The sequence below is a fragment of the Amorphoplanes friuliensis DSM 7358 genome, assembly GCF_000494755.1.
GTDB classification, from domain to species: domain Bacteria; phylum Actinomycetota; class Actinomycetes; order Mycobacteriales; family Micromonosporaceae; genus Actinoplanes; species Actinoplanes friuliensis.
Map to the genome: position 1 here is coordinate 2484499 of NC_022657.1, position 26326 is coordinate 2510824.

General features: G+C 71.1%; 25 protein-coding genes. 13 read left to right on the top strand and 12 right to left on the bottom strand.

Going from position 1 to position 26326, the window contains the following annotated elements; all coding sequences use genetic code 11:
- The 3 genes from AFR_RS11585 (at window position 1) to AFR_RS11595 (ending at window position 3741) form a co-directional block, all read left to right on the top strand.
- Window positions 1–918, top strand: a complete 918-nt coding sequence (locus AFR_RS11585; protein WP_084297971.1) for a serine hydrolase domain-containing protein — start codon at window positions 1–3, stop codon at window positions 916–918.
- A 25-nt stretch (window positions 919–943) separates the two neighbouring features.
- Window positions 944–1987, top strand: a complete 1044-nt coding sequence (locus AFR_RS11590) for a LacI family DNA-binding transcriptional regulator (RefSeq protein ID WP_023360587.1) — start codon at window positions 944–946, stop codon at window positions 1985–1987.
- A 68-nt stretch (window positions 1988–2055) separates the two neighbouring features.
- Window positions 2056–3741 (top strand): glycoside hydrolase family 13 protein, encoded by a 1686-nt coding sequence (locus tag AFR_RS11595; protein WP_023360588.1) that lies wholly within the window; start codon window positions 2056–2058, stop codon window positions 3739–3741.
- 1 nt (window position 3742) lies between these two features.
- On the opposite strand, the gene AFR_RS11600 is transcribed toward AFR_RS11595, so the two are convergent.
- From AFR_RS11600 to AFR_RS11615, 4 genes are all read right to left on the bottom strand, one after another.
- Window positions 3743–4834 carry an ATP-binding protein gene (locus AFR_RS11600; protein WP_023360590.1) on the bottom strand — a complete coding sequence of 364 codons (1092 nt, stop codon included), beginning with the start codon at window positions 4832–4834 and terminating at the stop codon, window positions 3743–3745.
- Entirely contained in the window at window positions 4831–5571 is a 741-nt protein-coding gene (locus AFR_RS11605; RefSeq protein ID WP_023360591.1) for a class I SAM-dependent DNA methyltransferase, read from the bottom strand. Before AFR_RS11605 ends, AFR_RS11600 begins: the two co-directional genes overlap by 4 nt.
- 41 nt (window positions 5572–5612) lie before the next feature.
- Window positions 5613–5939 carry a hypothetical protein gene (locus AFR_RS11610; protein ID WP_041840797.1) on the bottom strand — a complete coding sequence of 109 codons (327 nt, stop codon included), beginning with the start codon at window positions 5937–5939 and terminating at the stop codon, window positions 5613–5615.
- Window positions 5940–6014: 75 nt separating this feature from the next.
- Window positions 6015–6461 carry a winged helix-turn-helix transcriptional regulator gene (locus tag AFR_RS11615; RefSeq protein ID WP_023360595.1) on the bottom strand — a complete coding sequence of 149 codons (447 nt, stop codon included), beginning with the start codon at window positions 6459–6461 and terminating at the stop codon, window positions 6015–6017.
- Between the two features lie 108 nt (window positions 6462–6569).
- Here AFR_RS11615 and AFR_RS11620 point away from each other — a divergent pair, with 108 nt between their 5' ends.
- From AFR_RS11620 to AFR_RS11630, 3 genes are all read left to right on the top strand, one after another.
- A complete protein-coding gene (locus AFR_RS11620; RefSeq protein WP_023360597.1) occupies window positions 6570–7436 on the top strand; it encodes an aldo/keto reductase family oxidoreductase in 867 nt (288 codons plus the stop codon).
- Between the two features lie 67 nt (window positions 7437–7503).
- Window positions 7504–8583 carry a DNA glycosylase AlkZ-like family protein gene (locus AFR_RS11625; protein WP_023360599.1) on the top strand — a complete coding sequence of 360 codons (1080 nt, stop codon included), beginning with the start codon at window positions 7504–7506 and terminating at the stop codon, window positions 8581–8583.
- A gap of 156 nt (window positions 8584–8739) precedes the next feature.
- Entirely contained in the window at window positions 8740–9429 is a 690-nt protein-coding gene (locus AFR_RS11630; RefSeq protein WP_023360601.1) for a YceI family protein, read from the top strand.
- A 23-nt stretch (window positions 9430–9452) separates the two neighbouring features.
- Here the strand turns inward: AFR_RS11630 and AFR_RS11635 are convergent, their stop codons facing one another.
- The 5 genes from AFR_RS11635 to AFR_RS11655 all read right to left on the bottom strand — a co-directional run bounded on the left by AFR_RS11635 (window position 9453) and on the right by AFR_RS11655 (window position 14764).
- Window positions 9453–10724 carry an ABC transporter permease gene (locus AFR_RS11635; RefSeq protein ID WP_023360603.1) on the bottom strand — a complete coding sequence of 424 codons (1272 nt, stop codon included), beginning with the start codon at window positions 10722–10724 and terminating at the stop codon, window positions 9453–9455.
- A complete protein-coding gene (locus AFR_RS11640; protein ID WP_023360604.1) occupies window positions 10721–11410 on the bottom strand; it encodes an ABC transporter ATP-binding protein in 690 nt (229 codons plus the stop codon). Before AFR_RS11640 ends, AFR_RS11635 begins: the two co-directional genes overlap by 4 nt.
- Complete coding sequence (locus tag AFR_RS11645; protein WP_023360605.1) at window positions 11407–12405, bottom strand: efflux RND transporter periplasmic adaptor subunit; 999 nt, start codon at window positions 12403–12405, stop codon at window positions 11407–11409. The genes AFR_RS11640 and AFR_RS11645 overlap by 4 nt, the downstream gene beginning before the upstream one ends.
- A 99-nt stretch (window positions 12406–12504) precedes the next feature.
- Entirely contained in the window at window positions 12505–13710 is a 1206-nt protein-coding gene (locus tag AFR_RS11650; RefSeq protein ID WP_148307930.1) for a pyridoxal phosphate-dependent aminotransferase, read from the bottom strand.
- 31 nt (window positions 13711–13741) lie between these two features.
- Window positions 13742–14764 carry a hypothetical protein gene (locus tag AFR_RS11655; RefSeq protein WP_023360609.1) on the bottom strand — a complete coding sequence of 341 codons (1023 nt, stop codon included), beginning with the start codon at window positions 14762–14764 and terminating at the stop codon, window positions 13742–13744.
- A gap of 106 nt (window positions 14765–14870) precedes the next feature.
- Here AFR_RS11655 and AFR_RS11660 point away from each other — a divergent pair, with 106 nt between their 5' ends.
- Complete coding sequence (locus AFR_RS11660) at window positions 14871–15374, top strand: ricin-type beta-trefoil lectin domain protein (RefSeq protein WP_158510524.1); 504 nt, start codon at window positions 14871–14873, stop codon at window positions 15372–15374.
- 74 nt (window positions 15375–15448) lie between these two features.
- Here AFR_RS11660 and AFR_RS43545 read toward each other — a convergent pair whose 3' ends face one another.
- Window positions 15449–17167, bottom strand: a complete 1719-nt coding sequence (locus tag AFR_RS43545) for an ATP-binding protein (RefSeq protein ID WP_023360612.1) — start codon at window positions 17165–17167, stop codon at window positions 15449–15451.
- Window positions 17168–17310: 143 nt separating this feature from the next.
- Between AFR_RS43545 and AFR_RS11670 the strand changes: the two genes are divergently transcribed.
- The 3 genes from AFR_RS11670 to AFR_RS11680 are packed head-to-tail and all read left to right on the top strand — an operon-like array spanning window position 17311 to window position 20251.
- Window positions 17311–17685 (top strand): response regulator transcription factor, encoded by a 375-nt coding sequence (locus AFR_RS11670; protein WP_023360613.1) that lies wholly within the window; start codon window positions 17311–17313, stop codon window positions 17683–17685.
- Window positions 17685–18794 (top strand): HEAT repeat domain-containing protein, encoded by a 1110-nt coding sequence (locus AFR_RS11675; protein ID WP_023360614.1) that lies wholly within the window; start codon window positions 17685–17687, stop codon window positions 18792–18794. Before AFR_RS11670 ends, AFR_RS11675 begins: the two co-directional genes overlap by 1 nt.
- The gene (locus AFR_RS11680; protein WP_023360616.1) at window positions 18791–20251 is read left to right on the top strand and encodes a glycosyltransferase family 2 protein; all 1461 of its coding nucleotides are present in this window, start codon (window positions 18791–18793) and stop codon (window positions 20249–20251) included. The genes AFR_RS11675 and AFR_RS11680 overlap by 4 nt, the downstream gene beginning before the upstream one ends.
- Here AFR_RS11680 and AFR_RS11685 read toward each other — a convergent pair.
- On the bottom strand, window positions 20216–20872 hold the full coding sequence (locus AFR_RS11685) for a DUF3159 domain-containing protein (RefSeq protein ID WP_023360618.1): 657 nt from the start codon (window positions 20870–20872) through the stop codon (window positions 20216–20218). The genes AFR_RS11680 and AFR_RS11685 overlap by 36 nt on opposite strands.
- Before the next feature lie 277 nt (window positions 20873–21149).
- Here AFR_RS11685 and AFR_RS11690 point away from each other — a divergent pair, with 277 nt between their 5' ends.
- Window positions 21150–23384 (top strand): ATP-binding protein, encoded by a 2235-nt coding sequence (locus tag AFR_RS11690; RefSeq protein ID WP_023360620.1) that lies wholly within the window; start codon window positions 21150–21152, stop codon window positions 23382–23384.
- 110 nt (window positions 23385–23494) lie between these two features.
- Entirely contained in the window at window positions 23495–24673 is a 1179-nt protein-coding gene (locus AFR_RS11695) for a PP2C family protein-serine/threonine phosphatase (protein WP_148307931.1), read from the top strand.
- Here the strand turns inward: AFR_RS11695 and AFR_RS11700 are convergent.
- Complete coding sequence (locus AFR_RS11700; RefSeq protein WP_023360624.1) at window positions 24654–25334, bottom strand: phosphatase PAP2 family protein; 681 nt, start codon at window positions 25332–25334, stop codon at window positions 24654–24656. The genes AFR_RS11695 and AFR_RS11700 overlap by 20 nt on opposite strands.
- 384 nt (window positions 25335–25718) lie before the next feature.
- Between AFR_RS11700 and AFR_RS11705 the strand changes: the two genes are divergently transcribed.
- Window positions 25719–26324 carry a response regulator transcription factor gene (locus tag AFR_RS11705; RefSeq protein ID WP_041840799.1) on the top strand — a complete coding sequence of 202 codons (606 nt, stop codon included), beginning with the start codon at window positions 25719–25721 and terminating at the stop codon, window positions 26322–26324.
- Window positions 26325–26326 lie beyond the last annotated feature (2 nt).

Below are 26326 nucleotides of genomic sequence, written 5' to 3' on the forward strand. Positions count from 1 at the left end.
ATGTGGACTGTCGAGGGGCCGCACGCCGGAGCGCTGGTTACCGTTGACGGGTTGGTGCCGGCGGCGCCGGAGGTGCGGTTTCCGGTGGCTTCGCTGAGTAAGCAGTTTGCTGCGGTGGCCGTGCTGCTGCTGGCCGAGCGGGGTGCGCTCGAGCTGCACCAGCCGGTGAGTCACTGGCTGCCGGACGGCCCGCCGTGGTGGCGTGAGGCCACGCTGCATCACCTGCTGACCCACACCTCCGGCACCGGTCACTGGGAGGATGCCGCGGGTTTCGACGCCACCGCGACTCTCAGCGTCGAGGAGTATCTCGCTCTGCTCGCCACCGTCGAGCCGCGCAGCCGGCCCGGGATCCGGTGGCACTACAGCAATCCGGGCTATCTCATGGTCGCGCGGATCGTCGAGCAGGCCGCCGGTCAGCCGTACACGGCGTTCCTGAGCGAGCACCTCTTCACACCGGCCGGGATGGGCTCGACGACCACCGCCCGCCCGGACGGCACCGGCACCAGCACCGCCCGGGGGCACCGCGACGGAGAGCCGCTGCCCGGGGGCCTTCCGCCCCGGCCGGGGGTCCGCGTGTGGTCGACCGCCGGGGATCTGGCCCGCTGGACCCGCGCGCTGCACACCGGCGATCTGCTCGGGTGGGAGTCGCGCGCGGTGCTGACCGCGCCGCTGGCTCCGACGGGGGAGGAGCGGGTGCTGGGCCGCTCGTTCTTCGGGCCCCACTACGGGTACGGCCTCTACGTCGGCACGGTCGGCAATCACCGGGCGTACTTCCATCCCGGCCAGAATCCCGGCTATCTGACCTTCGCCGCCTGGTTGCCGGAGCATCATGCGGCGATGGTCGTGCTGGCCGACGACGAGAGCGCCGACCTGCACGGTGTGATCCGGCAGGCGCTGGCCGAGGCTGGGTTATCGTAGGCGCTCATCGAGGGAGGTCGGCGCGATGCCGTCGAGAAAGTCCGGCGGCAAGCCGACGTCCAGCGATGTCGCCGCCGCCGCGGGGGTCTCGCGGTCGGCCGTGTCGTTCGCCTTCAACAACCCGCAGCGGATCTCCACCGCCACCCGTGAGCGGATCCTCGCCGCGGCCGACGAGCTCGGGTACACCCCGAACACCCTGGCCCGGATGCTGCAGGCCGGGACGACCCAGTCGCTGGGGGTGCTGCTGCCGCAACGGCTGGCCCGGATCATGGAGAACCCGTACTACGCGCGGTTCCTGATGGGTGTGGGCCAGGTCTGCGACCAGGAGGGCTACACCCTGCTGCTGACACCACCGTTGCAGGACTCGGTCCTCAAGGCCATCCCGTACGCCGCGGTCGACGGTTTCATCGTCTGTGGTCTCGAGACCGACCGTGGTGAGGTCGCCGAGCTCGAACGCCGCAACATCCCGTTCGTGCTGATCGACAGCGACCGGTACGAGGGTGCGCCCAGTGTGGACGTCGACGATCAGGGCGGTGCCCGCGAGGTCACCCGTTATCTGCTGGAGCTGGGCCACCGGCGGCTCGCGATCGTGTCGATGGATCCCGGGCCGGACCGTGCTGTCCGCGGCTACCGTGGCCCGCTCGCCCGGCGGATGGCCGGCATCACCGAGGCGCTCTCCGAGTACGCCCTGACGATCGACGACGTGCGGCTGGCCGAGGTGCCGGTGACGCGGACGGACGGGTACCGCGCGACCAGGGCCCTGATGACCGGCCCGCAGCCGCCGACCGCCCTGCTCGCGCTCTCCGACGTGCTCGCGTACGGCGCGGTGGATGCGTTGCAGGAGCTGGGGATCGACGTACCGGGGGAGGTGTCGGTGACCGGTTTTGACGACCTGGCCGAGTCGGCGTGGTTCCGGCCCCGGCTGACCACGGTCCGGCAGCCGATCGTGACCAAGGGCCGCACGGCCGCGGACTTCCTGATCTCGGCGATCCGCGGTGAGGACCAGCACCCGCACCAGTCGCTCGGCACGACGTTGATCGTCCGCGACTCGGCCGCCAAACCCGCGTAGACGTGGCTCCGATTTAAGCGGCCGCTGCCTATGTAACACGAGTTAGTAACCTGCTAGCGTCAGCCGCCATGACCGATCAATTGACGGTGCCCTCGGCGGCGCCCTCTCCGGCGGCCGAGCCCAGCCCCTGGTGGCGGGACGCGGTCATCTACCAGATCTATCCGCGCAGCTTCGCCGACTCCGACGGCGACGGCATCGGCGACCTGCCGGGCATCCGCAGCCGCCTGCCCTATCTGCGTGACCTGGGCGTCGACGCCGTCTGGCTGTCGCCGTTCTACGCCTCACCGCAGGCCGACGCCGGTTACGACGTCGCCGACTACCGCACGGTCGACCCGATGTTCGGCACCCTCGCCGACGCCGCCGCGCTGATCACCGACGCCCACGGGCTCGGCCTGCGGGTGATCGTCGACCTGGTCCCCAACCACTCCTCGGACCAGCACGAATGGTTCCGGCGCGCGCTGGCCGAGGGGCCGGGCTCGCCGTTGCGGGACCGCTACCACTTCCGCGCCGGTCAGGGTCCGGACGGCAGCCTCCCGCCCAACGACTGGCGGTCCATCTTCGGCGGCCCGGCCTGGACCCGCACCACGAACGCCGACGGCAGCCCTGGCCAGTGGTACCTGCACCTGTTCGCCCCCGAGCAACCCGACTTCAACTGGGATCACCCGGCCGTGGCCGACGAGTTCCGCACGATTCTGCGCTTCTGGCTCGACCTCGGTGTCGACGGCTTCCGGATCGACGTCGCCCACGGACTGGTCAAGGCCGAAGGACTGCCGGACGTCGGCGCCACCACCGAATGGCACCTGCTCGACGTCGGCGTCAGCCCGTGTTTCGACCGCGACGGCGTTCACGACATCTACCGCAGCTGGCGGCGCATCCTCGACGAATACCCGGGGGAGCGCATCGCCGTCGCCGAGGCCTGGGCGCCCAGCCTCGACCGCGTGGCCAACTACGTGCGCCCCGACGAGCTGCACCAGGCCTTCAACTTCAGCTACCTCGGTACGGCGTGGGAGGCGGGCGCCCAGCGTCAGGTCATCGACGACTCCCTCGCCACACTGCGTACGGTAGGTGCCCCGGCGACCTGGACGTTGTCCAACCACGACGTCGTGCGCCACACCAACCGCCTGCTGCAGACCGACGCGGGTGACGTCGCCGGCCGCCGTCCCACCGCCGTCGACCCGGTCGCCGGTCTGCGCCGGGCCCGCGCGGCGACACTCCTGCTGCTGGCGCTGCCCGGGTCGGCGTACCTGTTCCAGGGTGAGGAACTCGGTCTGCCCGAGGTTGTCGACCTGCCGCCGGAGGTCCGCCAGGACCCGGCCTTCCACCGCGCCAGCGGCCAGGACGGTTACCGCGACGGCTGCCGCGTCCCGATCCCGTGGGAGGGCGACCGCGCACCGTACGGTTTCGGCCCGCCGGACGGCCCGAGCTGGCTCCCGCAGCCGGCCTCCTGGGCGGCGCTCAGCGTCGCGGCCCAGCAGGGCGATCCTGGCTCCACCTTGGAGCTCTACCGCGCCGCACTGGCGCTGCGCCGCGCGGATCCGGCGCTCGGCGCGGCCGACAACCTGAGCTGGCGCGACGCTCCGGACGGTCTGCTGGTCTTCGACCGCGCGCCGCACTTCCGCTGCACGGTCAACATGACCGCCGCCCCGGTCCGCCTGCCGCTGCCGGGCCGCGCCCTGCTGACCAGCGGCCCGGTCGACCTGTCCGGCACCGAGGTGGAGATCCCCGCCGACACGACCATCTGGTGGGCGGTCTGACTCAGCCCGGCCACCCGGTCCGCGCCAGGATCAGGCCGGCGACCTCCTCGACGCTCCGCCCATCGGTCTCGATGCTGTCACCGGTGAGCGGGGCGTCCCGGGCGGCCTCGGCGGCGAGGCGCCGCAGCTCGGTCTCGGGCCGGCCGAGCAGCGGATCGCCGGGCTGCGGCCAGCTGCCACCACCCCGTCCCCGCCGCAGGATCCGCTCGGTGAGCTGGGTGGGCCCGGCGTGCAGGCGAGCCACGGTCGCCGTGGTTGCACCTTCCAGCGGCCCGACCAGCACCAGCGCCTGAGCACCCGCGGCCCGGTAGTTGCGCCAGATCGCCCCCAGAATGCGCAACCGGTCCGCCTGAGCGATCGGCACGGGCGCACAGAACCCGAGCTGATCAAGGTCCACGAAGGCAGCCCGCGGCGTCCGCAGGAAAACCGTGAAGCCCGCGCTGGACTTGCCCACCCCGGTGGGCCCGCACACCCACAAAACCGGTCCCTCCAGCCCGTCCTCTGCCGGCTCGCTCACCGCTTCCGGCCGTCCCTGGGGCCCTCCTGGTTCAGCGCCGGCCCCTGCCGGGTCACTCCCGGCCCTTCCCGGTACGCCCACAGCATCCGGAACCCGCGGCCACCCGGTGCGCTCGAGGATCTTTCCGGCCACCGCCGCGACGGTCGGCCCGGTGGTGTCCACCTCGATGCTCGGCCCGGCGACCGCCTGGCGCACCGACGGCGCGGTGGCATCGGCGCCCTCACGGCCCTGGTAGCGCCGGTTCAGCTCGTCGCGGTCGGCGCGCAGCACACACATCGTCAACGCGAGCCCCGCAAGATCGTCGGTGTGCACGCCGTGGTCAGGGTCGACGATGCCGGACACGATCACACATCTCGCGCCGGCTGCGGCGTACCCGGAAATGACGGCGGCGAGGTTGCGGGCCTTGAGCCGGTGGCGGCCGGGGTCGAACGGCGGGTCGCGGTCCACGATCCCGAGCTGGTCGATGTCGACGTAACCGCACGCTACCCCGGAACCGCTCAGCCGGGTGTAGATCTCCCAGCCCACGCTGGTCTTGCCGACGCCAGGTGGCCCGCACACCCACAGCACCGGGATCACCGGGGCTTCTCCCAGACGGAGACGTGCCGCGTGCTGTCGCTGGTGAACGGGCTGCGGTCCCAGTCGTTCCAGCGGTCGCGCAGCCGCAGTCCCGCGAGCTGGGCCATGAGGTCGAGTTCGGCCGGCCACGCGTACCGGAAAGGAATGGAGCGGAACTCGCCGCGGCCGTCGGTGGCGGTCACGTAGTTGGAGCTCATCTCCTGGGTGGCGAAGTTGTAGATGTCGTAGGCCCAGCCGGTGTCGGTGACGGAGAACGGCCTGACGTGCTGGCCGGGCGGCAGCAGCCGCAGTTCGGGGACCATGACCTCGACGACGAAGCACCCGCCGGGCGCAAGGTGCACGGCGGCGTTGCGGAAGCAGGCGACCTGGGCCTCCTGCGTGGTCACGTTCATGATCGTGTTGTAGACCAGGTAGGCCAGCGAGAACGGCCCGCCGCCGGCCGCGGTGGTGGTGAAGTCGCCGATGGTCACCTCGAGCTGGTCGCCGCCGGGTTTGGCGCGCATCCGCTCGACCATCGCCCGTGACAGGTCGATGCCGTGGACGGGGACGCCGCGCCGGGCCAGCGGCAGGGCGATGCGCCCGGTGCCGATCGCGAACTCGAGCGCGGGGCCGTCACCGGCGAGCTCGGCCAGTACGCCGGCAATGCGGTCGACGACCTCCGGGCGGAACTCGGCGGCCGAGGGGTCGTCGTAGGTCGCGGCCACCTGGTCGCCGAAGTGGTCGTCCGGGGAATCCATCCGGGGACCGTAGCGCCGCGGTGGCCACCGGTGCCGCCTATTTATGCGGGATTGAAGGCCATGTTGAGGATCGCGTGGGCCACCCAGATCGCCTGGGCCTTGTTGTCGTACGGGCCGACCCGCAGCTCCACGGCCTTGTCGCCGAACAGGGCGCGGACCGTCCAGGCGTTCGGATGGCGGTCGTCCTCGCGGCTGTGGTTGACGATGACCTGGGTGGCCGAGCGGACGTTGACCACCGACCACTTCTCGTCACCGGTGGGCCAGGCCCGGAACCAGCCGGGGGCGACCGCGACGGCTTCCTTGCCGGCCTCGGCGAGCGCCCACTGCAGCTCCTCGGGCACCGGCGGTTCCGTTTGCGCATGCGTCATGCCGCTCACCCGCGTCCCCTCGCCGACGACCCCCGGATGCCGACATTCTACCCAAATGCCATCCGGTCGCCGCCGTTATCCGCCGGCCCGGGTGTCGAAGGCCGAGCGGTGGGTGAAGACGTCGTCCATGTGGTCCTGGGCCCAGGACTTCAGGCCGCGCATCAGCTGGTGCAGCGACAGACCGAGGTCGGTCAGCTCGTAGGTCACCGTGACCGGCACGGTCGGCGTCGCGGTGCGGGTGACCAGGCCGTCGCGTTCCAGGGCGCGCAGTGTCTGGGTCAGCATCTTCTGGCTCACACCGGCCAGCAGGCGCGAGAGCTCCGAGTAGCGCAGCGACCGGGGTTCTCCGGCGCACCCGTCGTCGAAGCGGTGCATGTCGTCGCTGCCCAGGGCGGCCAGCACCAGCGTCACCCACTTGTCGGAGATCCGGTCGAGCAGCTGGCGGCTCGGGCAGCCGGCCAGGAAGGCGTTGTACTCCGCCTTGGTCTGCGCCCTCTTCTGAGCCGCGGTCATCGTCGCCATCGCCTGTTCCTCCCGCACGGGTGACTTACGCACTCGCAGGTGCCTACTTCCCGTCAGGAAGTTACCCCCTGATAGTGAAGCAGGCATCCGTCAGAGAGAGGTATCAGCATGTCCATCAGTTCTCTTCCCGGCGGCACCTGGACGCTCGGCGACCTGACCGTCACCCGGTTCGGCTACGGCGCCATGCAGCTCGCCGGCCCCTGGGTCATGGGACCGCCCGCCGACCGCGACGGCGCGCTCGCCGTTCTGCGCGAGGCCGCCGGCCTCGGCATCACCCACATCGACACCAGTGGTGCTTACGGTCCGCACGTCACCAACGAGCTCATCCGGGAGGCCCTGCACCCGTACCCGGAAACGCTGCACGTGGTGACCAAGGTCGGCGCGAACCGTGACGCGCAGGGCGGCTGGCCCCCGGCGCGCGACCCGGAGAGCCTGCGCCGGGCCGTGCACACCGACCGGGAGAACCTCGGGGTCGAGGTGCTCGACCTGGTCAACCTGCGGCTCGGCAACGCCGAGGGCACAGTGCCGGGCTCACTGGCCGAGGCGTTCGAGACGCTCGCCGAGCTCCAGCAGCAGGGGGTGATCCGGCACCTGGGTGTGAGCAACGCGACCGACGACCAGATCGCCGAGGCGCAGTCGATCGCGCCGATCGTGTGCGTGCAGAACATGTACAACCTCGCCTACCGCCAGGACGACAAGCTGATCGACACCCTGGCCGAGCAGGGCATCGCCTACGTGCCGTTCTTCCCGCTCGGCGGTTTCAGCCCGCTGCAGTCCTCGGCGCTCTCGGCAGTGGCGGCGCGGCTGGGATCGACGCCGATGTCGGTCGCCCTGGCCTGGCTGCTGCAGCGTTCGCCGAACATCCTGCTGATCCCGGGTACGTCCTCGGTGGCCCATCTGCGCGAGAACGTCGCCGGCGCGGGCCTCGAGCTCTCCGCCGAGGACCTGGCCGAGTTGGACAGGATCGGCGGATGACAACATCCTGAGTGCTGCCCGGGTCTACGGGGTCACATGGGTGCGCGAAGACGGTTAGCCTCGCGCGATGGCCCTGCGCAAGCTCGATCTCGACGAGGCCCGGCGCATCGCCGTACGGGCACAGCTGCTCGACCTGCCCCGGCCGTCGGATCTGCTGGCGGTGGCGCGGCAGCTGACCCTGCTGCAGATCGACCCGACCGCCGCGGTGGCGCCGAACGTGGACCTGGTGCTATGGAGCCGGCTGGGTTCGGCGTACCGGCCGGAGCAGGTGAAGCAGGCCCTCGAAAGCGATCGCACGCTGTTCGAGCACAACGCGATGGTGCGGCCGATGAGCGATCTGGGCCTGTACCTCGCCGCGATGACGGTCTGGCCCTACCGTGAGTCGCACAAGGCCTGGCTGGCGGAGAACGACACGTTCCGGCGCGACATCCTGGCCCGGCTTGCCGCCTCCGGGCCGCTGGTTTCGCGGGACATCCCGGATACCAGCGCCGTGTCGTGGCCGTCGTCGGGCTGGACCAACAACCGCAACGTGACGCAGATGCTCGAGTTCATGATGATGCTCGGCGAGGTCGCGATCACCGGGCGCCGCGGCCGGCAGCGCGTCTGGGACCTCGCCGAGCGGGTCCACCCCGCCGGTACGCCGGTCGTCGAGCTGGCCGAGGCGCAGCGGATCCGGGAGCACCGGCGCCTGACCTCGATGGGCATCACCCGCACGACCAACCGCGGCACCGGCATGGAACCGGGCGCGGTCGGTGAGTCCGGTGAGGAGGTGACGGTCGAGGGCACCCGCGGCGTCTGGCGGGTCGACCCGGAGGCCATCGGCAAGCCCTTCACCGGTCGCACGGCGCTGTTGTCACCCTTCGACCGGCTGATCCACGACCGTGTCCGCCTGGCCGAGCTGTTCGGCTTCGAATACGTCCTGGAGATGTACAAGCCGAAGGCCAAGCGCCGCTGGGGGTTTTTTGCGCTGCCGATCCTGTTCCACGACCGCCTCATCGGAAAGGTCGACGCCAAGGCCGACCACAAGGCCGGTGTGCTGCGGGTCGACGCGATCCACGAGGACGTCCCGTTCGCCGCGGCGATGCGCGAAGGTGTGGAGGCGGAGCTGCACGACCTCGCCACCTGGTTACGCCTGAAAATTGCGTGAAGCGCGGGATATCCGAATTGTTGGGTTCTCTGATTATTGTGTGAGCCGTCACGTGCCCCTGGATGCATTCTCCCGGGTTGATGAAACATTCGCCTTCTAAGATCGACCGGACCTCGACGGTGTGAACCGATCCTCGACGACCAGGAGATCTGAGCGGTGTCCGATCGCCCCACCCGGGTCTGGAACGGCGTGACCATTCCGGATCCCGGCGTCTATGTCCTCGACGAAGCACACAAACGGGTCGGCTTTCATGCCCAGCACATGATGGTGAGTCCCGTACGCGGCGAATTCGTCGAGGCGACGGCGACGATCATTGTCGGACACGACCCGTTGCAATCGTCGGTGACCGCCACCATCTTCTCCGGCAGTATCGACACCAACAATGCCGACCGCGACACACATCTGCGCAGTCCCGATTTTCTCGACGTCGAGGTCTATCGCACCCTGGAATACCGCAGCACCGGTGTCAAATGGCAGGGCGGAAACGACGCCATCTTCGAATGGGCCCGGCTGCGCAACAACCGCCTCAACCGCCGCGGCGCGGTCGCCGACCTGCCCGAGGCGGCGGGCCGCAGCGCCGGCCGCTTCGTGGTCACCGGCGACCTGACGATCAAGAACGTCACCCAGCAGGTCGATCTGCAGCTCACCTTCGGCGGGGCGCGCCGCGACCCGTACGGCCGCGACATCATCGGCTTCAGCGCCTCCGCCGAGATCAACCGCGAGAGTTACGGCCTGGTCTGGAACGTCGCCCTGGACAGCGGCGGCTTCCTGGTCGGCAAGAAGGTCCACATCGAGATCGCCGGCGAGGCCATCCACCAGGCCGACCAGCGCCCCGGCCACCTCTGACCCGACGATCCCGGATGAGGGGGTCAGGCGCGCATCACGGTGGCGATGGGGATGCGGGCCGCGCGCACGGCCGGGACGAAGCCGCCCAGGATGCCGGCGATCAGGCCCGCGATGATGCCGGCCACGCCCGCGTCCCACGGGAACTGCAGGTCGCGCAGGAACGGTTCGGACTCGCCGACGAAGGCCGACAGGGCTTTGAGCCCGACCACGCTGACCCCGATCGCCGCCGCGGCGGTGAGCAAGCCGGTCAGCAACGTCTCGGCCAGCACGATGCCGGCCAGCAGTGATCTCGGTGTCCCCACCGCCCGGCGCAGGGCGAACTCCTCGATGCGTTCGCCGACCGTGGCCAGGCCGACGTTGAGGATGCCGGCCACGCCGATCAGCAGGACCAGGCCGGCCATGGCCAGGAAGACCAGGCGCAGCAGGCGGATCTCCTTCTGACCCTGCTCGCGGGAGTCCACCGTCGTCACGTACGGGTCGGCCCCGGCACCGCGCAGTTTGGTGATCAGAATCTGTTCGACCGGGGTGTCGCCGGCCATCAGCACCTGCATGCCACCGCTGCTCGGGTCGGCCAGCCCGGACGCGGGCAGCCAGGTGACCAGTTCGTCGAGGCGCACGTACGCCTGGGGCTGGTAACCACCGTCGTCGACCACACCGACGAGCTGCGGGGTGAGGTTGGCCGACGCGCCGTTGACGCGCATCTCGGCCGGCACCTTGTAGCGGGAGAAGCCCTTGGCCGCCTCGAGGTTGAGCACGATCTTCGGGGCCATCGACGGCACCGTGCTGAAGTCGAGCCAGTCGCCGGTCTGGGGGCGGTACGGCCGGAAGGGCCGGATGTCACCGGTCATGGCGACCAGGCGTACCTCGATCGCCTGGCCTTTCGGGGCGACCTGGGTCGGGTCGCAGCCCTGCTCGGGGTAGCACTGGCCGCCCCAGTCCTCGTCGAACGGCGCGGCGCCCTGGTTGACGGGGGTGACGCCGGGCTCGCCGATGATGGCCGAGACGGTCAGCATCGCCATGGCGTCGCTGCGCCCGCGGACGGTGTCGACGACGATGTCGGCCGCCTGGGGCAGCGGTGGCATGTCCATGACCTTGGTGCCGTCGATGCCGTTGCTGAGCTCGACACCGGCGAAGAGGGCGCGTTCGGCGATGCTGGCGCCGGCCTGCACGACGACCACGGCCAGCACGCCCAGGAAGAGGCTGACCATGGACAGCAGGGTGCGCAGCTTGCGGGCGCGGATGCCCTGGATGCCGATGATCAGGGCGGACCGGAACCGTCCCGAGAGCCGCCTCATGCGGCGACCCGCTCGGTGAGCACGCCGTCGACCAGGTCGACGGTGCGGCCCATGCGGGCGGCATGGTCACGGTCGTGGGTGACCAGGATCAGGCCGCAGCCGCGGGTGGTCGCTTCCAGCAGGGCGTCGATGACCAGCGTGCCGGTCTCGGTGTCGAGTGCGCCGGTCGGCTCGTCGGCCAGCAGGATCTGCGGGTTGCGGACCAGGGCGCGCGCGATGGCGACCCGCTGCTGCTCACCACCGGACATCTTGGGCGGGCGGTTCTTGGCCAGGTGGGCGATCCCGACCTGCTCGAGGGCCTCCATGACCCGCGCCCGGCGGTCGCGCCGGGGGAGCCAGCCCTGACCGTTGACCAGCGCCATGGAGACGTTCTGGGCGGCGGTCAGGTGCTTGAGCAGGAAGAAGCGCTGGAAGACGAAGCCGAACTGTGAGCTGCGCAGCTTGGCCGCGCGGCGTTCCTTGAGCCGGCTGATCTCCTGGCCGCCGAGCAGGTAGCTGCCCTGGTCGGGCCGGTCGAACAGGCCGATGACGCTGAGCAGCGTGCTCTTGCCGGAGCCGGAGCGCCCGACGATCGCGACGCTCTCGCCGGGGTGCACGCTCAGGTCGATGCCGTCGAGGATCGTGCGGGGTTGCTTCTGGCCCTTGAGGACCTTGGTGATGCCGGTGAGTTCGATCAGCGCTGTCATCCCGGCGCCCCGGACTGCTGGTCGCCGCCGGGCACGGGCGCCGCGGTGGGCAGGTTCGGGCCGGGGATCGCGACCGTCTCGGTGCCCTTCAGGCCTTTCTTGATCTCCACGACCTTGCCGTCGGTGAGACCGAGGACCACGTCGACGGTCTTGCGGACGCGGTCCTCGCCGACCAGGTCGACCTTGCCCTTGCCCTGGGTGCCGGCGATGGCCTCGACCGGGAGCACCAGCACGTCGTCGGCCCGGTCGGTGACCAGGTCGAGAGTGACCGCGGCGCCGTTGATCAGCTTGATGTCCGAGGGTGCGGTGCAGACCAGCTGCAGGCCGGTCGGCGCGGTGCCCTCACCGCCGCCGCTGGGCGCCTCCGGCTCCGGCGGGGCCGTCGGCGCACCGGTGGCGCCCGGTGCCGGAGTGGTCGGCGCCGGCTCGGGGATGGTCCCGGCCGGCAGGGCCGCGATCGTGCCGAGCGGCTTGCACTTGAACGGGCCCGGCCCGTTCTTGATCTGTCCCTGGACGCTCTTGGCGGCCCCGGAGATCCGGTACGCCAGTGCACTGTCGATGTCGGCGACGATGCCGTACCCGATGTGCCGCGCCGAGACGACCGGCATGCCGGCGGTGACGTCGGAGCGGTCCTCCATCAGCCGGCCCGCCAGGGCCGCGCCCGCGGGGATCTCCACGGAGTACGGCTTGCCCTTGCGCCAGACCGTCGCCACCCAGGTCTCCTGGTCGAACGGCGTGGTCGACGGCGGCCGGGCCAGGTAGCGCAGCTCGCCGGTCTTGGGCGCGACGATGCCGAAGACCGGGTTGATGGTCACCTTGCCGGCGAGGCTGATGCGGTTGGTCAGGTCCTGCCGCGTCGGCTTGACCGTGGTGAGGACCGTGCCGCGATCCTCGAGCTCGGGAGTCTGCGACTTCGAGTCCGACGATGTGCAGCCGACCAGGGTGATCATGGCCAGCGCCACACCCACGCCCGGGAGCAGCCTGCGTCCGTCCACCGGTTCTCCTCTGCGACCGAAACGACCGAGTGCCCCGAACCTGAGGTGATCTCTGATTCGTGCGGGCCCGCAGACGGTACATCGGCGGCGCAAGGTGTCCTATTGCCGGTAGTTCTCCAGGAATCGGCGCAGCCGGTCGGTGGCGTCGTCGAGCACGTCGACCGGGGCCAGGAACACCATCCGCAGGTGGTCGGGCGTGGGCAGGTTGAAGCCCGAACCGTGCGAGAGCAGCATCAGCTGCTGCTCCAGCAGATCAATGATCATCTTCTGGTCGTCGCGGATCTTGTGGACTTCCGGGTCGAGCCGCGCGAAGAGGTAGAGCGCCCCGCGGGGCTTGACGCAGCTGACCCCGGGGATCTCGTTGAACTTGCGCCAGGCGTGGTTGCGCTGCTCGTACAGGCGCCCGCCGGGGCGGATCAGCGTGGTGATGCTCTGGAAGCCACCCAGTGCGGTCTGCACCGCGTGCTGGGCCGGCACGTTCGGGCACAGCCGCATGTTCGCGAGCAGTTGCAGACCCTCGAGGTACTCGGTGGCGTGGGTCGTCGGGCCGCTGACCGCCATCCAGCCGGAGCGGAAACCCGCCGCGCGGTAGGCCTTGGACAGACCGCTCATCGTCAGCACGAGCAGGTCGGGGGCCAGAGCCGCCGCGCACTCGTGGCGCGCGTCGTCGTACAGGATCTTGTCGTAGATCTCGTCGGCCAGCACGAGCAGGTCGTGGCGCCGGGCGATCTCGAGCAGGCCGAGCAGCGTCTCCCGCGAATAGACGGCACCGGTCGGGTTGTTCGGATTGATGATCACGATGGCGCGGGTGTTCGGGGTGACCTGCGCGGCGACGTGCTCCAGATCCGGTGCCCAGTCCTCGTTCTCGTCGCAGCGGTAGTGCACGGGCTTGCCCCCGCACAGCGTCACGGCCCCGGTCCAGAGCGGATAGTCGGGGCTGGGCACCAGCACCTCGTCGCCGGTGTTGAGCAGCGCCTGCAACGACATCACGATCAGCTCGGAGACCCCGTTGCCGAGGAAGACGTCGTCGGGCTGCACGCTTTCGACACCGAGAGTCTGGTAATACTGCGCGACGGCGACCCGCGCGGAGTAGATGCCCCGCGCATCGCTGTAACCCTCGGCGTCGCTCAGGTGCTGCACCATGTCGGCGACGATCGGCTCCGGCGTGCTCAGGCCCCACGGCGCGGGATTGCCCAGGTTGAGCTTGAGGATCCGGTTCCCGGCGGCCTCCAGCTCCTGGGCACGGCGCAGCACGGGACCGCGGATGTCGTACCGGACGTTCTTGAGCCTGCTCGCCTGCTCCATACCCAGCACCCTAAGCCGTCGTGCCACCGCCTCAGGCCGGCTGGGGGCCCGCCGGCTGCTCGCTGCCACGGCCGGGGCGGGCCAGGATCGCGGCGGCCAGCACCGCGGCCAGCCCGGCGATGACCAGGACTTTGTTGAGGTAGGGCGAGTCGGTCCAGCTCAGCCCGAGGTTGAGACTGTCGGCCTGCGCGGAGATCGGGCTCGCGGCCAGGGCGCGGTGTACGAGATCGGTCACACCGGCGTCCCGGCCCTGCGGCAGGTAACGGACCAGCGACAGGTAGAGCGAGCCCGCGGGCAGCAGCAACAGCGCCAGCCCGGCTCCGGCCGTGACCGCACTCGCCCGTCGCCGGTGCGCACCGCTGATCCGGTAGGCCAGCGCCGCGGCGCTCAGCCAGCCCGCCAGCAACCCGAGTGCCATCCCGCCCAGGACCAGCGGCGCGTACACGGGTGGCCGCTGTGACCAGGCGCCGAGCTGGACCAGGGAGCTGTCGTCGTAGTACGCCGTCAGCTCCAGCCCGACACCGGACTTCTCGGCCCGGAACTCGGCCCGGCGGAAGTGGATGCCATCGGTCCCACCGGAGACCTCGACCGCGTCGGTCTGCCATCCGGCGGCACTCAGCCGCTCGCGGGCGCGACCGACAGCTTCGACGGGATCGACGCCCGGGCCCAGCGTGCCCAGGGTGTCCGACCACAACCGCAGCTGCGCCGGCCGGGCCTCCATCGTGGCGTCGGAACCGAGCGCCCGGGCGGCGATCGGGCCCAGGGCCGGCACCGTCGGATAGGCCCACATGCCGGCCCAGGAACCCGCCGCGGCCCCGAGCGCGCCGCCGATCAGCAACGCCAGTACGGCAGCGACGACCGCCAGGGGCCGCTGCGGGGGCAGCCGGAAACGCTCCCGCAGTCCGTCGAGCACGAAGTGCCGCCGTTCGGCGCGAGTGGGACCGGCCGGACCGGCGACCTCGGCCATCGTCGTGATCAGCTCGGCGCCGTGGCGCCGGCGCAGCCGCGCCGGATACGCCGCCAGCAGCACGGCGGAAGAGAAGGGCTCCTGCATGGCGCCACAGTAAAGGCGGCGTTATATAACGTCAACCGTAGTATCCCCCATGACCGGTAACTCATTGATTAGGATGAATGTAAGACCAGTCATGGAAGGACGGGGAATGACTCGATCGACAGGTACGTGGGGCAGAGCGGCTGCGGTGGCCGCCATCGCCCTGATCACCGGGGCCGGCCTCCTGCCGGCCGCGGCCACCGCGGCACCGGCCGCGCGCACCGATACGCCGGCCATCATGGCCGGCGTCTTCCAGATCCAGAACTGGGGCGGCGACTACGAGTGCCTGACGGCCTCGCCCCGCGGCGGTGCCGTGACCACCGCCGAGTGTGATCTTGATGCGACCGACCAGCTCTGGTGGCGGACGAACACCAACGAGTTCGTGCCCTGGCAGGGGGCGATCGGGCCGTACTACTGCCTGTCGGCGAGCTCGACCAATGTCGTCTCACTGCCGTTGTGCTCGGGTGCCACCCAGCACGTCTGGACCCAGCCGACGGAGACGTTGCGCAACAGCGGCAACGGGCGCTGCCTGACGCAGATCGCCAACCACAAGGTCGCCACGGCGACCTGCAGCGGTGCGGAGACCCAGCGGTGGAAGCTGTTCGGCAGCTGACAAACCAGGTTCCTAGGACGCTCTAGGCACTGTGTCGCGCCTGCCTCTGGAATGTCAGAGGCAGGCGCGGTAGGTCAGGCGAGGTCGGCGGCGAAGAGGTCGGCGCCGCGGGCCGGTGTCAGGCCGGTGGTCGGCACGGTGAACCAGAAGATGCTGCCGCCACCCGGGTTCGGGTCGACGCCGAGCTCACCACCGTGCAGGTCCACGATGCGCCGGCACACGGCCAGACCCAGCCCGGTGCCCGGGAAACCCTCCGCGGCCGGGGCCCGGTGGAACGGCGCGAAGATGCGGGTCCGCTGCTCCTCCGGTACGCCGATGCCACGGTCCGCCACCTCGATACGCCACCAGCCGGGGACGTGCTCGCGGGCGCCGATCGTGACGCGTGCGGCCGTGCCGTGGCGTACAAAACGTACGGCGTTGTCGACGAGCTGGCCGAGGACCTCGCCGAGCAGTTCGGCGTCGGCGGTCACGGCCGGCAGGTCGCCGACGTCGATGCTGGGACGCTCACCGGTGACGTGGTCGAGGCGCCCGGCGACCACGCCGAGGGCGAGCCCGCCGGCGTCGACCGGTTCGAGCTTGAGGGCGGCGTCGGCCGCCGAGGAGTACGCGAGCAGGTCGTCGACGAGCGCCAGCATGCGCCCGGTGCTGCGCCCGATGCGGTCGAGGAACCCGCGCGAGGCCTCGTCCAGCGGTCCCGCGTCCTCGAGCAGCAGTTCGGTGAAGCCGGCGATGGTGTGCAGCGGTGCGTGCAGGTGGTCGGCGGCTGCGGTGGCGAAGCCGGTCAGTTCGGCCTCGCGCTCCCGCAGCTGTGCCTCGGCCGTGCGGGTGCGCTCGTGCAGGACGGCTTCGGCGGCGCGGGCGCGGTCGATCTCCGCGCGGCTGTCGGCGGCGGCCTGGCGGGCGTGGTCCTCGGCGCGGTGGCGTCCGCGGTCGGCAACCAGCAGCAGGCCGGCGGCGACAACGCTGATCAGCGCCGAGCCCAGCAGGGTCAGCGGGGCCGCGGCGGCGCGTCCGGCGCTGACCAGGGCGGTGGTGGGGCGTACCAAAATTTGCCAGGTGTGACCGGCGAGCGCGACGTCGACGGTGCCGCGGCTCTCGCCCAGCGGGCCGCCGCCCTCGGCCCAGCGGGCCACCTCGTGGGTGACACCGTCTCCGGAGGTCTCGGTCAGCACGGTGGCGACGCCGGTGACACCGGCGGCGCGCAGTGACTCGCGCAGCAGGTCGGGGGCGCGGACGCCGATGACGACCCAGCCGCGGAAGCCGTTCTCGTGGACGGGGGAGATCAGTTCGAACGCGGGCTGGCGGTGGGCCGGTGGCAGGCCGAGGTCGGCGGGGAGCACGTGGGCGGGGCTGGCGACCAGGCGGCCGCTCTCGCGGGCCAGGTCCAGGCCGCGGGCGAGCGACGGTTCGGGGTTCAGCGTGGTACGCGGCGGCGGGTTGCTGCCGTCGACGGTGTGCTGGGCCAGCACCGTGCGGTTCGCGTCGACGACAACAACCTGGTGCGCGCCGGGCAGGGTGTCGCCGGTGAGGCGGGCGACGGCGGGCGACAGGCGTGCGGCGGGTTCGGTGGCGGCCGCGGCGACGAGGCTGTGCATGGTGTCGGCGTACCGCTGGAAGGTGGTGTCTAGGGCGCCGCGCACGCTAGCGGTGCGCAGGGCGAGGGCCGCGGTGCTCGCGTCCTGCTCGGCCAGGGCGAGGCTGGTGGCCGCGGTCGCGCCCGTGCCGAGCCCGAGGGCGAGCACGGCGCCGGCCAGGGCCGCGCCGCGCCTGCTGATCACCTTCCGGATTTCCACGAACCCTTCATCGACGCTGCCACGACCGTGTTGAGCTGCGGGGGCGTCGGTTGCCGCATTGCTCCCGTTCCCGGCGAGCGATGCTCGCATAACGGATATATTCGGCACGGCACGAAGGCCGGCCCGGGCGGGGGAGGGGGACGATGAGCACGATCCTTCTCGTCGAGGACGATCCCGACATCCGTCACCTGGTGACCTACAAGCTGACCAAGGGTGGCCTGGACGTGATCGGCGTCGGTGACGGGATCGCCGCTCTGCGGTCGGCCCGTGAGCAGCCGCCGGATCTGGTCCTGCTCGACGTCCGGATGCCGAAGATGTCGGGCATCGAGGTCTGCCGCGAGTTGCGGGCCGGGCCGCTGCCCGCGACCGTCCCGATCATCATGCTCACCGCGCGCTCGCGGCCCCAGGACCTCGAGCAGGGCTACGCGGCCGGCGCGACCGACTACATCGTGAAGCCGTTCAGCCCCCGCGACCTGCTGGAACGTGTCGAGGCCGCCCTGGCCCGGGTCGGCAGCTGATGCTCGGGCTGTTCACCCTGGTCATCGAGATCCTCGCCGGTGTCGTGGCCGCGACCGCCCTGGGTATCGTCGCCGTGCGGGTGTTCCGCAAGGTCCGCCAGCGCAAGCGGGCCGCGCTGGCCGCCGGGCCGCGCCGCGCGCTGCTGGCCTTCGTCGCCGACAACGGCGAGCAGGGCAGCCACGATCTGGTGGCCATCCCCGACGACGCGTGGCGCGCCGCCGAGCCGGGTGCGCTGGCGTTGCTGGGCAAGCTGCGCGGCGAGGCGCACCTCGGGCTCGTCTCGGTCTTCCTGCGCCGCGGCATCGCCCGGTCCGCGCTGCGTGACCTGCACTCGCGCAGCCGGGTCAAGCGGGCGCGGGCCGCGCAGGTGCTCGGCAACCTCGAGCTGCGCCAGGCCGTGCCCGAGCTGTGCCGGCTGCTGACCGACCGCCACGCCGAGGTGCGCGTGGTCGCCGTGCGGGCGCTGGGCCGCATCGGGGACCCGGCCGCCGCCTGGCGGATCATCGCCAGCCTGGACCGCTCCGACCCGCTGCCGTCGCTGCTGGCCACCCACACCCTGGTCCAGCTGGGCGCCGAGGCCGAGGTGACCCTGTCGGCCGCTCTCGATCACCCGCAGGCCCGGGTGCGGGCGGTCTGCCTGGACGCGCTCGGCCTGCTCGGCGCGACCGCCTCGGTGCACCGGGTCGCCCGGGTGCTCAAGGACGACGCCCACCTCGACGTGCGGGTCGCGGCCGCGAACACCCTGGGCAAACTCGGTACGCGTACCGCACTGGAACCGCTGACCCGGGCGCTGCACGCGTCACGGCCCCCGGCGCTGCGGGCCGCCGCCGCCCGAGCGCTCGGCGACCTGGGTGCGCCCTCGGCGGTGCCGACGCTGGCGACGCTGCTCGACGACGACGATTTCCACGTCGCACACGAGTCCGCGCACGCGCTGCGCCGGCTCGGCCGCCCGGGCGCGCAGGCGCTGGTCGCCGCGGTCGAGGCCGAGCAGGCGCGGGCGCACGCCGACGGGGCCGGCGCCCACGCGCGCCCGTCCGCGTCGGCCAGCCACGCCCAGGAGGCGCTGGCGTTGTCCCGGGTCGGTGTCAAGGTGGAGGTCGCCGCGTGACCGAGGAGCTCATCCGCGAGGTCCTGCGCTACACCGATGTGGCGATCCTCGCCTACTTCGTCGCGCTCAACAGCAGCTATCTGGTGCTGATCGTGATGGCGGGGCTCGAGTTCGGCAAGCATCTGCGGCGCGTCCCGTTCGCCGGTGCCGACGACATGTTCCGCAGCCCGCTGACCCTGCCGGTGAGTGTGATCGTGCCCGCGTACAACGAGGGGGCCGGGATCGTCGCGGCGGTGACCGCGATGACCTCGCTGCGCTACCCACGCTACGAGGTGGTGGTCGTCGACGACGGTTCCAGTGACGACACCTTCGAGCTGCTGCGCGAGCAGTTCGACCTGGTGGAGGTGCCCAGGGTGGTGCCCGCTGAGATCCCGTACCAGAGCCAGGTCCTGTCCGTGCACGTGGCGCGGGCCAATCCGGAGACCCTGACCGTGGTGCGCAAGACCAACGGCGGCAAGGCCGACGCGCTCAACGTCGGCATCAACCTGGCCCGGCACCCGCTGATCTGCATGGTCGACGCGGACTCGGTGCTCGACCCCGACGCGCTGCTGTCGGTGGCCAAGCCCTTCGGTGACGACCCGCTGCGGGTGGTGGCCTGCGGTGGTGTGGTGCGCATCGCCAACGGCTGCAAGGTGGTCGGCGGCCGGGTCGTCGACGTGCGGATGCCCAAACAGTGGCTGGTCCGCATCCAGGTGGTCGAATATCTGCGGGCGTTCCTGATGGGCCGCACCGGCTGGTCGCGTCTCGGGGGCCTGGTGGTCATCTCGGGCGCGTTCGGGGTCTTCCGCCGTGACCTGGTCGTGCAGGTCGGTGGCATGGACCCGGCGACCATCGGCGAGGACGCGGAGCTGGTCGTCCGGCTGCACCGCCACCTGCGCGAACGCAAACAGGACTACCGCGTCATCTTCGTGGCCGAGCCGGTGAGCTGGAGCGAGGCGCCCTCGAGCCGCAAGGTGCTGCGCCGGCAGCGCCGCCGCTGGCACCGCGGCATCGCCGAGATCCTGGGCAAGCACCGGCGGATGATCCTCAATCCCCGCTACGGCCGCATCGGGCTGGTCGCGCTGCCCTACTACGTCGTCTTCGAGCTGCTGGCGCCGTTCATCGAGCTGGGCGCGCTGGTGCTGCTGCCGCTGGGGCGCTGGGCCGGCGCCGTCGACACCGCGTTCCTCTGGCGTTTCATCCTCGTCGCCTACGGCTACGGCCTGCTGGTCAGCCTGATCTCGCTGTTCATCGAGGAGGTCTCGTTCCACCGGTACCCGCGCTGGGGCGATCTGGTGCGCGGTGTCGCCGCCGCGGTCATCGAGAACTTCGGTTACCGGCAGATGCTGGCCGTCTGGCAGGTCGCCGGGGCCTTCGGTGCGCTGCACGGCCGCAAGGCCGAGTGGGGCACCATGCACCGCGAGGGTTTCGACACCGCCGAGTCACGCGAGCCGGTCAGCGTGGGCGTCGACCGCTGACTGCGGATGCCGCAGGCCGGGGTGCTCCGGCGGCAGGCTGCGGCGGATCACCCACCAGCTGACCGCGAGGCACGCCGCGACCAGCGGCCAGGTCAGCACCCCGCGGGCGATGCCCAGTGCCACGACGGCGTGCGCGGCCCACAGCGGCACGAACACCGCGAGCCGGACCAGATATTGAGCCACCCAGACCCAGCTGCCCAGACAGTACGCCCGCAGCAGCGCCGGATCGCGCCGCCACCGCGTCTTCTGCCCGAGCACCGTACCGACGATGACACCCAGCAACGGCCAGCGCACGACGATGCTCACGGCCCACAGCAGGGCACTGGCGGCGTTCGTGACGATCTGCAACAGGAAGAAGTCCTCGGCCCGGCCCGTACGCAGAGCGACCAGCGCGGCGACGCAGACGCCGAGCAGACCGATCAGGACCGCGCGGGGTTTGTCACCGGCGCGCAGCCGCCAGCCGGCGACCCCGACGGCGGCGACGATCGCGGCGGCGGCGCCGATCCAGAGGGACCGTCCGCCGATGAGCCAGGCGGCGACGAAGACCACCGGGGGCACGGTCGCGTCCAGCGCGGCCCGGCGGCCACCCAGCAGATCGGCCAGCGACTCCGGTTGCGCCACACCCCACCCCGCTCTCCGAGTTAGGAAAGCCTAACCGGTGCGCGCGCAGGGGTCGCACCAGACCGCCCGGGCACCGGTGATCAGCGTCCGATCACCGGTGCCAGGCGGTCCACCCCCGTTCAGCCGCGCCGCGCGCCGGTGGTGACCAGGGTCGATTGCCCCGGCCGGTACCGGCGTCGTGCGGACGTACAGTTACGGTCTCCTGCGCGGCCCGGCGTTACCAGGGCGTTAACCGGGCGTTCGGAGCGGCAGCGACGGGTTGAGGGGAGCGGACGGGTTGTTCGGCGACAAGGTGCGTGCACGCCGCCGGGAGATCGGGCTGAGTCAGGAGGAGCTGGCCGAACAGGCCAGCATCGACGTCAAGACGCTGCGGATGATCGAGACCGGCCGCCGCACACCCCGGCCCTCCACGATCCGCCGGCTGGCCGACGCCCTGCAGCTGTCCGGTGCGGCCCGCGACGAGTTCGTGGCCACCGCCGGTGGTCAGACCCCCGCACCTTCCGGGCCCGCCCAGCTCCCGCCCGACGTCTACGGTTTTGTCGGCCGGGTCCCGCAGCTCGACATCCTGGAGAGTGTCACCGCGGCCGCCACCACCGGCCCGGCCGCAGTGGTCATCTCGGCGGTGTCCGGCTCGGCCGGTGTCGGCAAGACGGCGCTGGCGGTGCACTGGGGACACCGCGTCCGGGCCCGGTTCCCCGACGGCCAGCTCTACGTCAACCTGCGCGGTTTCGACCCGGCCGGCTCGGCGCTGAACCCGTCCGAGGCGGTCCGCGGTTTCCTGGGCGCTCTGGGTGTGCCGCCGGAGAACGTGCCCGGTGACCTCGACGCGCAGGTGGCGCTCTACCGCAGCCTGCTGACCGGCAAGCGGATGCTGCTGGTGCTCGACAACGCCCGCGACTCCGCCCAGGTGCGCCCGCTGCTGCCCGGTGCCAACGGCTGCCTGGTCCTGGTGACCAGCCGCAACGAGCTGACCGGGCTGGTCGCCGGGCACGGTGCCCGGCCGCTGAACCTGGGCCTGCTCAGCACCGGTGAGTCCCGCGAGCTGCTCGCCGGGCGTCTGGGCGAGCAGCGGCTGGCGGCCGAGCCGGACGCGGTCGACGAGATCATCACCCGGTGCGCCCGGCTCCCGCTGGCGCTGACCATCGTGGCCGCCCGCGCCGCGATGCGCCCCCAGCTCCCGCTGGTCGAGCTGGCCGCCGAGCTGCGCGACAGCCGCGAACGCCTCGACGCGCTGACCGGCGACGACCCGGCCAGCGACGTGCGCTCGGTGTTCTCCTGGTCGTCGCGCGCACTGTCGCCGGCGGCGTCGCGGCTCTTCCGCCTGCTCGGCCTGCACCCCGGCCCCGAGGTCTCGGTCCCGGCCGCGGCGAGCCTGTCCGGCACCGATCCGGACACCGCGGCCCAGCTGCTGGCCGAGCTCACCGGCGCCTCCCTGCTGGCCGAGAACGCGCCGGGCCGTTTCACCTTCCACGACCTGCTGCGCGCGTACGCGGGGGAGCAGGCCGACGGCGAACCCGGCGAGCAGCGCCAGGCCGCCCTGCGCCGCATGGTCGACCACTATCTGCACACCGCCCTGGCCGCGGACCGCATCCTCGACGAGCACCGGCTGCCCGCGGCGGTCACCTCGGTGATCGACGACGGTGTGGTGCTCGCACCGCTGGACGATTCACCCGGCGCGCTGGCCTGGTTCACCGCCGAGCAGCCGGTGCTGGTGGCGATGGTCGACCAGGCCGCCCGCACCGGGCTGGACCTGCGTGCCTGGCACCTGGCCTGGGCGCTGGCGACGTACTTCTTCCGGCGCTGGCAGGGCCAGGACTGGGTGGCCACCCAGAACAGCGCGATGGCCTCGGCCGAGCGCCTCGGTGACGAGCGGCTGCGGGTGCGCACCCACAACGACCTGGCCGGCGGTTTCTACCAGCTGGGCCGCCTGGACGAGGCCGAGAAGCACATGAAGCTCGCCCTGGACGTCTTCGCCACCCTCGGTGACGTCTCGGCCGAGGCCGGTGGCAACCTCAACCTGGGCAAGGTGCTGTCCGGCCAGGGCCGCTACCAGGACGCGCTGGTGCACAACCACCGCGGCTACGAGCTCTTCGAGCAGACCGGCTCGTTCTTCGGCCAGGCCGCCGGTCTCAACGCGATCGGCTGGTGTCACGCCCGCCTGGGCGACTACGAGCAGGGCATCGCCTACTGCGAACGCGCGCTGCGAGTGCACGCCGAAACGCGGGCGTCGAACATCGGCAGCGAGATCTGGGACAGCCTCGGCTTCGCCCACCACCAGCTCGGCCACTTCACCGAGGCCGCCCACGCTTACGAGCAGGCGGCCACGCTGTTCAGCGAGAGCGGCGACCAGTACAACACGACCCTGTGCTTGACCCAGCTCGGCCAGGTTCACCTCGACGCCGGCGACAAGGACCGGACGCGGGCCGCCTGGCAGCGAGCTCTGGACATCCTCGAGGAGCTGCAGCACGAGGACGCCGCCGCGCTGCGTGAGCGGCTGAGCGCCCTGGGCTGACCGGCAGGGCGCACCGGCCGCGTGCGGCACCTATGCTTCGTGTCTTCGCCGGCGGGACCTGTGGTTGGCGATCATGCGGTTCGGGGAAGTGGTGAAGGGGGGTGATCCGCGTGCCGGACTCGATGGAAGCCGTACGGCGGCTGCTCGATCTGAGGTACCGCAGCCGGCCGGAGGATCTGCCGCCGGCGCTGGCCGATGTCGCGCCGCTGCTCGACGCCATCACGGTGACCGTGCTGCTGGTCGACTACGAGCAGATCGCGTTGTGGCCGTTGCAGGGCACGCCGGGCGAGCCCGAGTCGCGCAAGGTCGACGGCACGCTGGCCGGGCACGCGTTCCGTACCGCGCAGACCACCGACGAGCAGGAGTGCCTGTGGCTGCCGTTGCTGCACGGCGCCGAACGGCTCGGGGTGCTCGAGGTGTGGCTCAAGAGCGCGCCCGACGAGACGCAGCGCCGTGACTTCCGGGTCATCGCCGCGCTGGTCGCCGAGCTGATCGCGAGCCGGCGTTTCTACGGCGACGCGGTGGAGCGCACCCGGCGGCGCCTGCCGATGCAGCTGGCCGCCGAGATCATCTGGAGCCAGCTGCCGCCGCTGACCTTCGCGGCCAACGACGCGCTGGTCACCGCGGTGCTCGAGCCCTGCTACGACGTGGGCGGCGACGCTTTCGACTACGCCGCCAACGGCGACGTCGTGCACGTCGCGCTCTTCGACACCGTCGGGCACGGCATCAGCGCCAGCGCGCTGACCACACTCACGCTCAACACGTACAGAAATGCCCGGCGGTCCGGTCTGGATCTGGCCGACACCTACCGGTCGATCGACAAGTGGATCCGGCGCCAGCATCCGGGGGCGTTCGTGACGGCGCTGCTGGCCGAGCTCGACACCGCCACCGGGACCTACCGGCGGATCTCCGCCGGGCATCCCTCCGAGCTGTTCCTGCGCGACGGCCGGGCGTTGCCGGCCCTGCCGACCCCGACGGCCCTGCCGCTGGGGCTGGGACACATGCGGGCCCGCCCGCCGGCCATCACCGAGGTGACACTGGAGCCGGGCGACACCCTGATGCTCTACACCGACGGCATCACCGAGGCGCGCTCGGCCGACGGCGAGCTCTTCGGCCTGGACCGGCTCACCGATTTCATCATCGCCCAGCTCACCAAGGGCTCACCGGCCGAGACGATGCGCAAGCTGATCCACGAGATCGTGTCCTACGAGAACGGTGAGCTGCGCGACGACGCGACGGCCGCCCTGGTGCAGTGGCGGCCGGCGCCGGTCACGCTCTCGCGCTGGTGAGCCTGCGGGCCTGGATCGCGCCGCGGTCCAGGATGGCCCGGGCCATGACCCACACGCAGATGCCGCCGTTGAGGAACGACGCCGTCACGTCGCTGGGGTGGTGCATGCCGCGGTACATCCGGCCCAGGGCCACGCCGATCGGGATGAGCAGCAGCAACCAGCAGGCCCGCTTGAGCCAGATCTTGTCGGTCAGGCGGTAGAGGATCACCGCCAGTCCCAGGTAGAGCGCGACCGAGGCCGAGGTGTGCCCGGACGGGAAGCTCGAGGTCGGCGGTGAGACGTCCATGTGGTCGACGCTGGGCCGGGGCCGGTCGATGACCAGGGTGGTCAGGAAGAAGATCAGGGCCTGCGCGCAGACGGCCGCGCACAGGAAGATCGACTCACGCCAGCGGTGCAGGGTCAGCCGCAGCACGATCGCGGCCAGGACGGTGACCGCGATGACGGCCTGGGTGCTGGCCAGGGTGCTGAAGATCAGGGAGAAGAGGCTGATCTCGTGGGTGCGGTCGCGCTCGAACTCGCGGTTGACCGAGTCCTCCACGGTCAGCGGCCACACGTGCATCAGGACCTTGGTGACGAGCAGGCCCAAGCCGATCATGACGGCGAGCAGCACCGCGATCGGCGCGAGCACCCGCTTGAGGACCTGAACCGCGAAATCTGCCATGCGCCGCGCAGTACCCCCGCGCGGTACCGCGCGAAACGCGGTCCATTATGTCGGTTCAATTGTCATAATAGGCGACATCGGAGTGATGCGCTCGCGTTTCGGTGCGATTAACTCGTCGATCCGCGCCACGCTTTCGAAGATCCGGCACATGTGCCTCGGTCGATCGGCTAAGAACATGTTCGGAGCGTGTTCCTCTCGGTACGGTGTGCAGGCGGACAGTCCGGGGCAATCGAATGGCACAAATGTCTTTTGACCTGGGAAAACGCTGACCTTCACGACCATCGGCAGGGAATTGACCGTGCGGCGCACCGATCCACCGGCCTGGCATCTCCGAACTAAGCAGGTGGATGCGCAGGGAAACCGGCTGACAGACGAGGTGGTGTGATGATCCGGGTAGTGGTGGTGCGAGACGAGGGGTATTTCGGAGTTCCGGTACGTGTCCTGCTCGAGGCCAAGCCCGATATCCATTACGTGAGCACTTTGCCCTTCGGATCCGATATGCCTGCCCGCGCCGCCGAGTTGTGGCCGACCGTGATCGTGATCGACACCGAATACATGGTCAGCCAGGTGCTGCCGATCGCCGAAGAACTGCACACCGCCATCCCGTCCTGTTCCATGCTGCTGCTGTGCGATCCGGCCAAGCGCGGCATGCTCCCGCCCCGGCGCTGGGCCGGCGGCCTCAACTTCGTCCTCAAGGACGCCTCCGACGCGGTGCTGGCCGACTCCATCCGGCGCCTGGCCGCGGGCGAGCGGGTCGTGTCGCCGATGCTGCAGGCCGCGTCGCTCAACACCGACCGGGGCCTGAGCACCCGCGAGCTCGAGGTGCTCGGCCTGGCCGCGGAGGGCGAATCGGTGCGCGAGATAGCGGGACGGCTCTATCTCTCCGGCGGCACCGTGCGCAACTACCTCTCGGCCGTGATCACCAAGACCGGCGCGCGCAACCGGCTCGACGCGATCCGCATCGCCCGCAAGGGCGGCTGGCTGCACTGAGC

Coding starts and splice junctions, on each gene's coding strand:
- AFR_RS11585 (WP_084297971.1), top strand. CDS start 1: ATGTGGACTGTCGAGGGGCCGCACGCCGGAGCGCTGGTTACCGTTGAC.
- AFR_RS11590 (WP_023360587.1), top strand. CDS start 944: ATGCCGTCGAGAAAGTCCGGCGGCAAGCCGACGTCCAGCGATGTCGCC.
- AFR_RS11595 (WP_023360588.1), top strand. CDS start 2,056: ATGACCGATCAATTGACGGTGCCCTCGGCGGCGCCCTCTCCGGCGGCC.
- AFR_RS11605 (WP_023360591.1), bottom strand. CDS start 5,571: ATGGATTCCCCGGACGACCACTTCGGCGACCAGGTGGCCGCGACCTAC.
- AFR_RS11610 (WP_041840797.1), bottom strand. CDS start 5,939: ATGACGCATGCGCAAACGGAACCGCCGGTGCCCGAGGAGCTGCAGTGG.
- AFR_RS11615 (WP_023360595.1), bottom strand. CDS start 6,461: ATGGCGACGATGACCGCGGCTCAGAAGAGGGCGCAGACCAAGGCGGAG.
- AFR_RS11620 (WP_023360597.1), top strand. CDS start 6,570: ATGTCCATCAGTTCTCTTCCCGGCGGCACCTGGACGCTCGGCGACCTG.
- AFR_RS11625 (WP_023360599.1), top strand. CDS start 7,504: ATGGCCCTGCGCAAGCTCGATCTCGACGAGGCCCGGCGCATCGCCGTA.
- AFR_RS11635 (WP_023360603.1), bottom strand. CDS start 10,724: ATGAGGCGGCTCTCGGGACGGTTCCGGTCCGCCCTGATCATCGGCATC.
- AFR_RS11640 (WP_023360604.1), bottom strand. CDS start 11,410: ATGACAGCGCTGATCGAACTCACCGGCATCACCAAGGTCCTCAAGGGC.
- AFR_RS11650 (WP_148307930.1), bottom strand. CDS start 13,710: ATGGAGCAGGCGAGCAGGCTCAAGAACGTCCGGTACGACATCCGCGGT.
- AFR_RS11655 (WP_023360609.1), bottom strand. CDS start 14,764: ATGCAGGAGCCCTTCTCTTCCGCCGTGCTGCTGGCGGCGTATCCGGCG.
- AFR_RS11660 (WP_158510524.1), top strand. CDS start 14,871: ATGACTCGATCGACAGGTACGTGGGGCAGAGCGGCTGCGGTGGCCGCC.
- AFR_RS11670 (WP_023360613.1), top strand. CDS start 17,311: ATGAGCACGATCCTTCTCGTCGAGGACGATCCCGACATCCGTCACCTG.
- AFR_RS11675 (WP_023360614.1), top strand. CDS start 17,685: ATGCTCGGGCTGTTCACCCTGGTCATCGAGATCCTCGCCGGTGTCGTG.
- AFR_RS11700 (WP_023360624.1), bottom strand. CDS start 25,334: ATGGCAGATTTCGCGGTTCAGGTCCTCAAGCGGGTGCTCGCGCCGATC.
- AFR_RS11705 (WP_041840799.1), top strand. CDS start 25,719: ATGATCCGGGTAGTGGTGGTGCGAGACGAGGGGTATTTCGGAGTTCCG.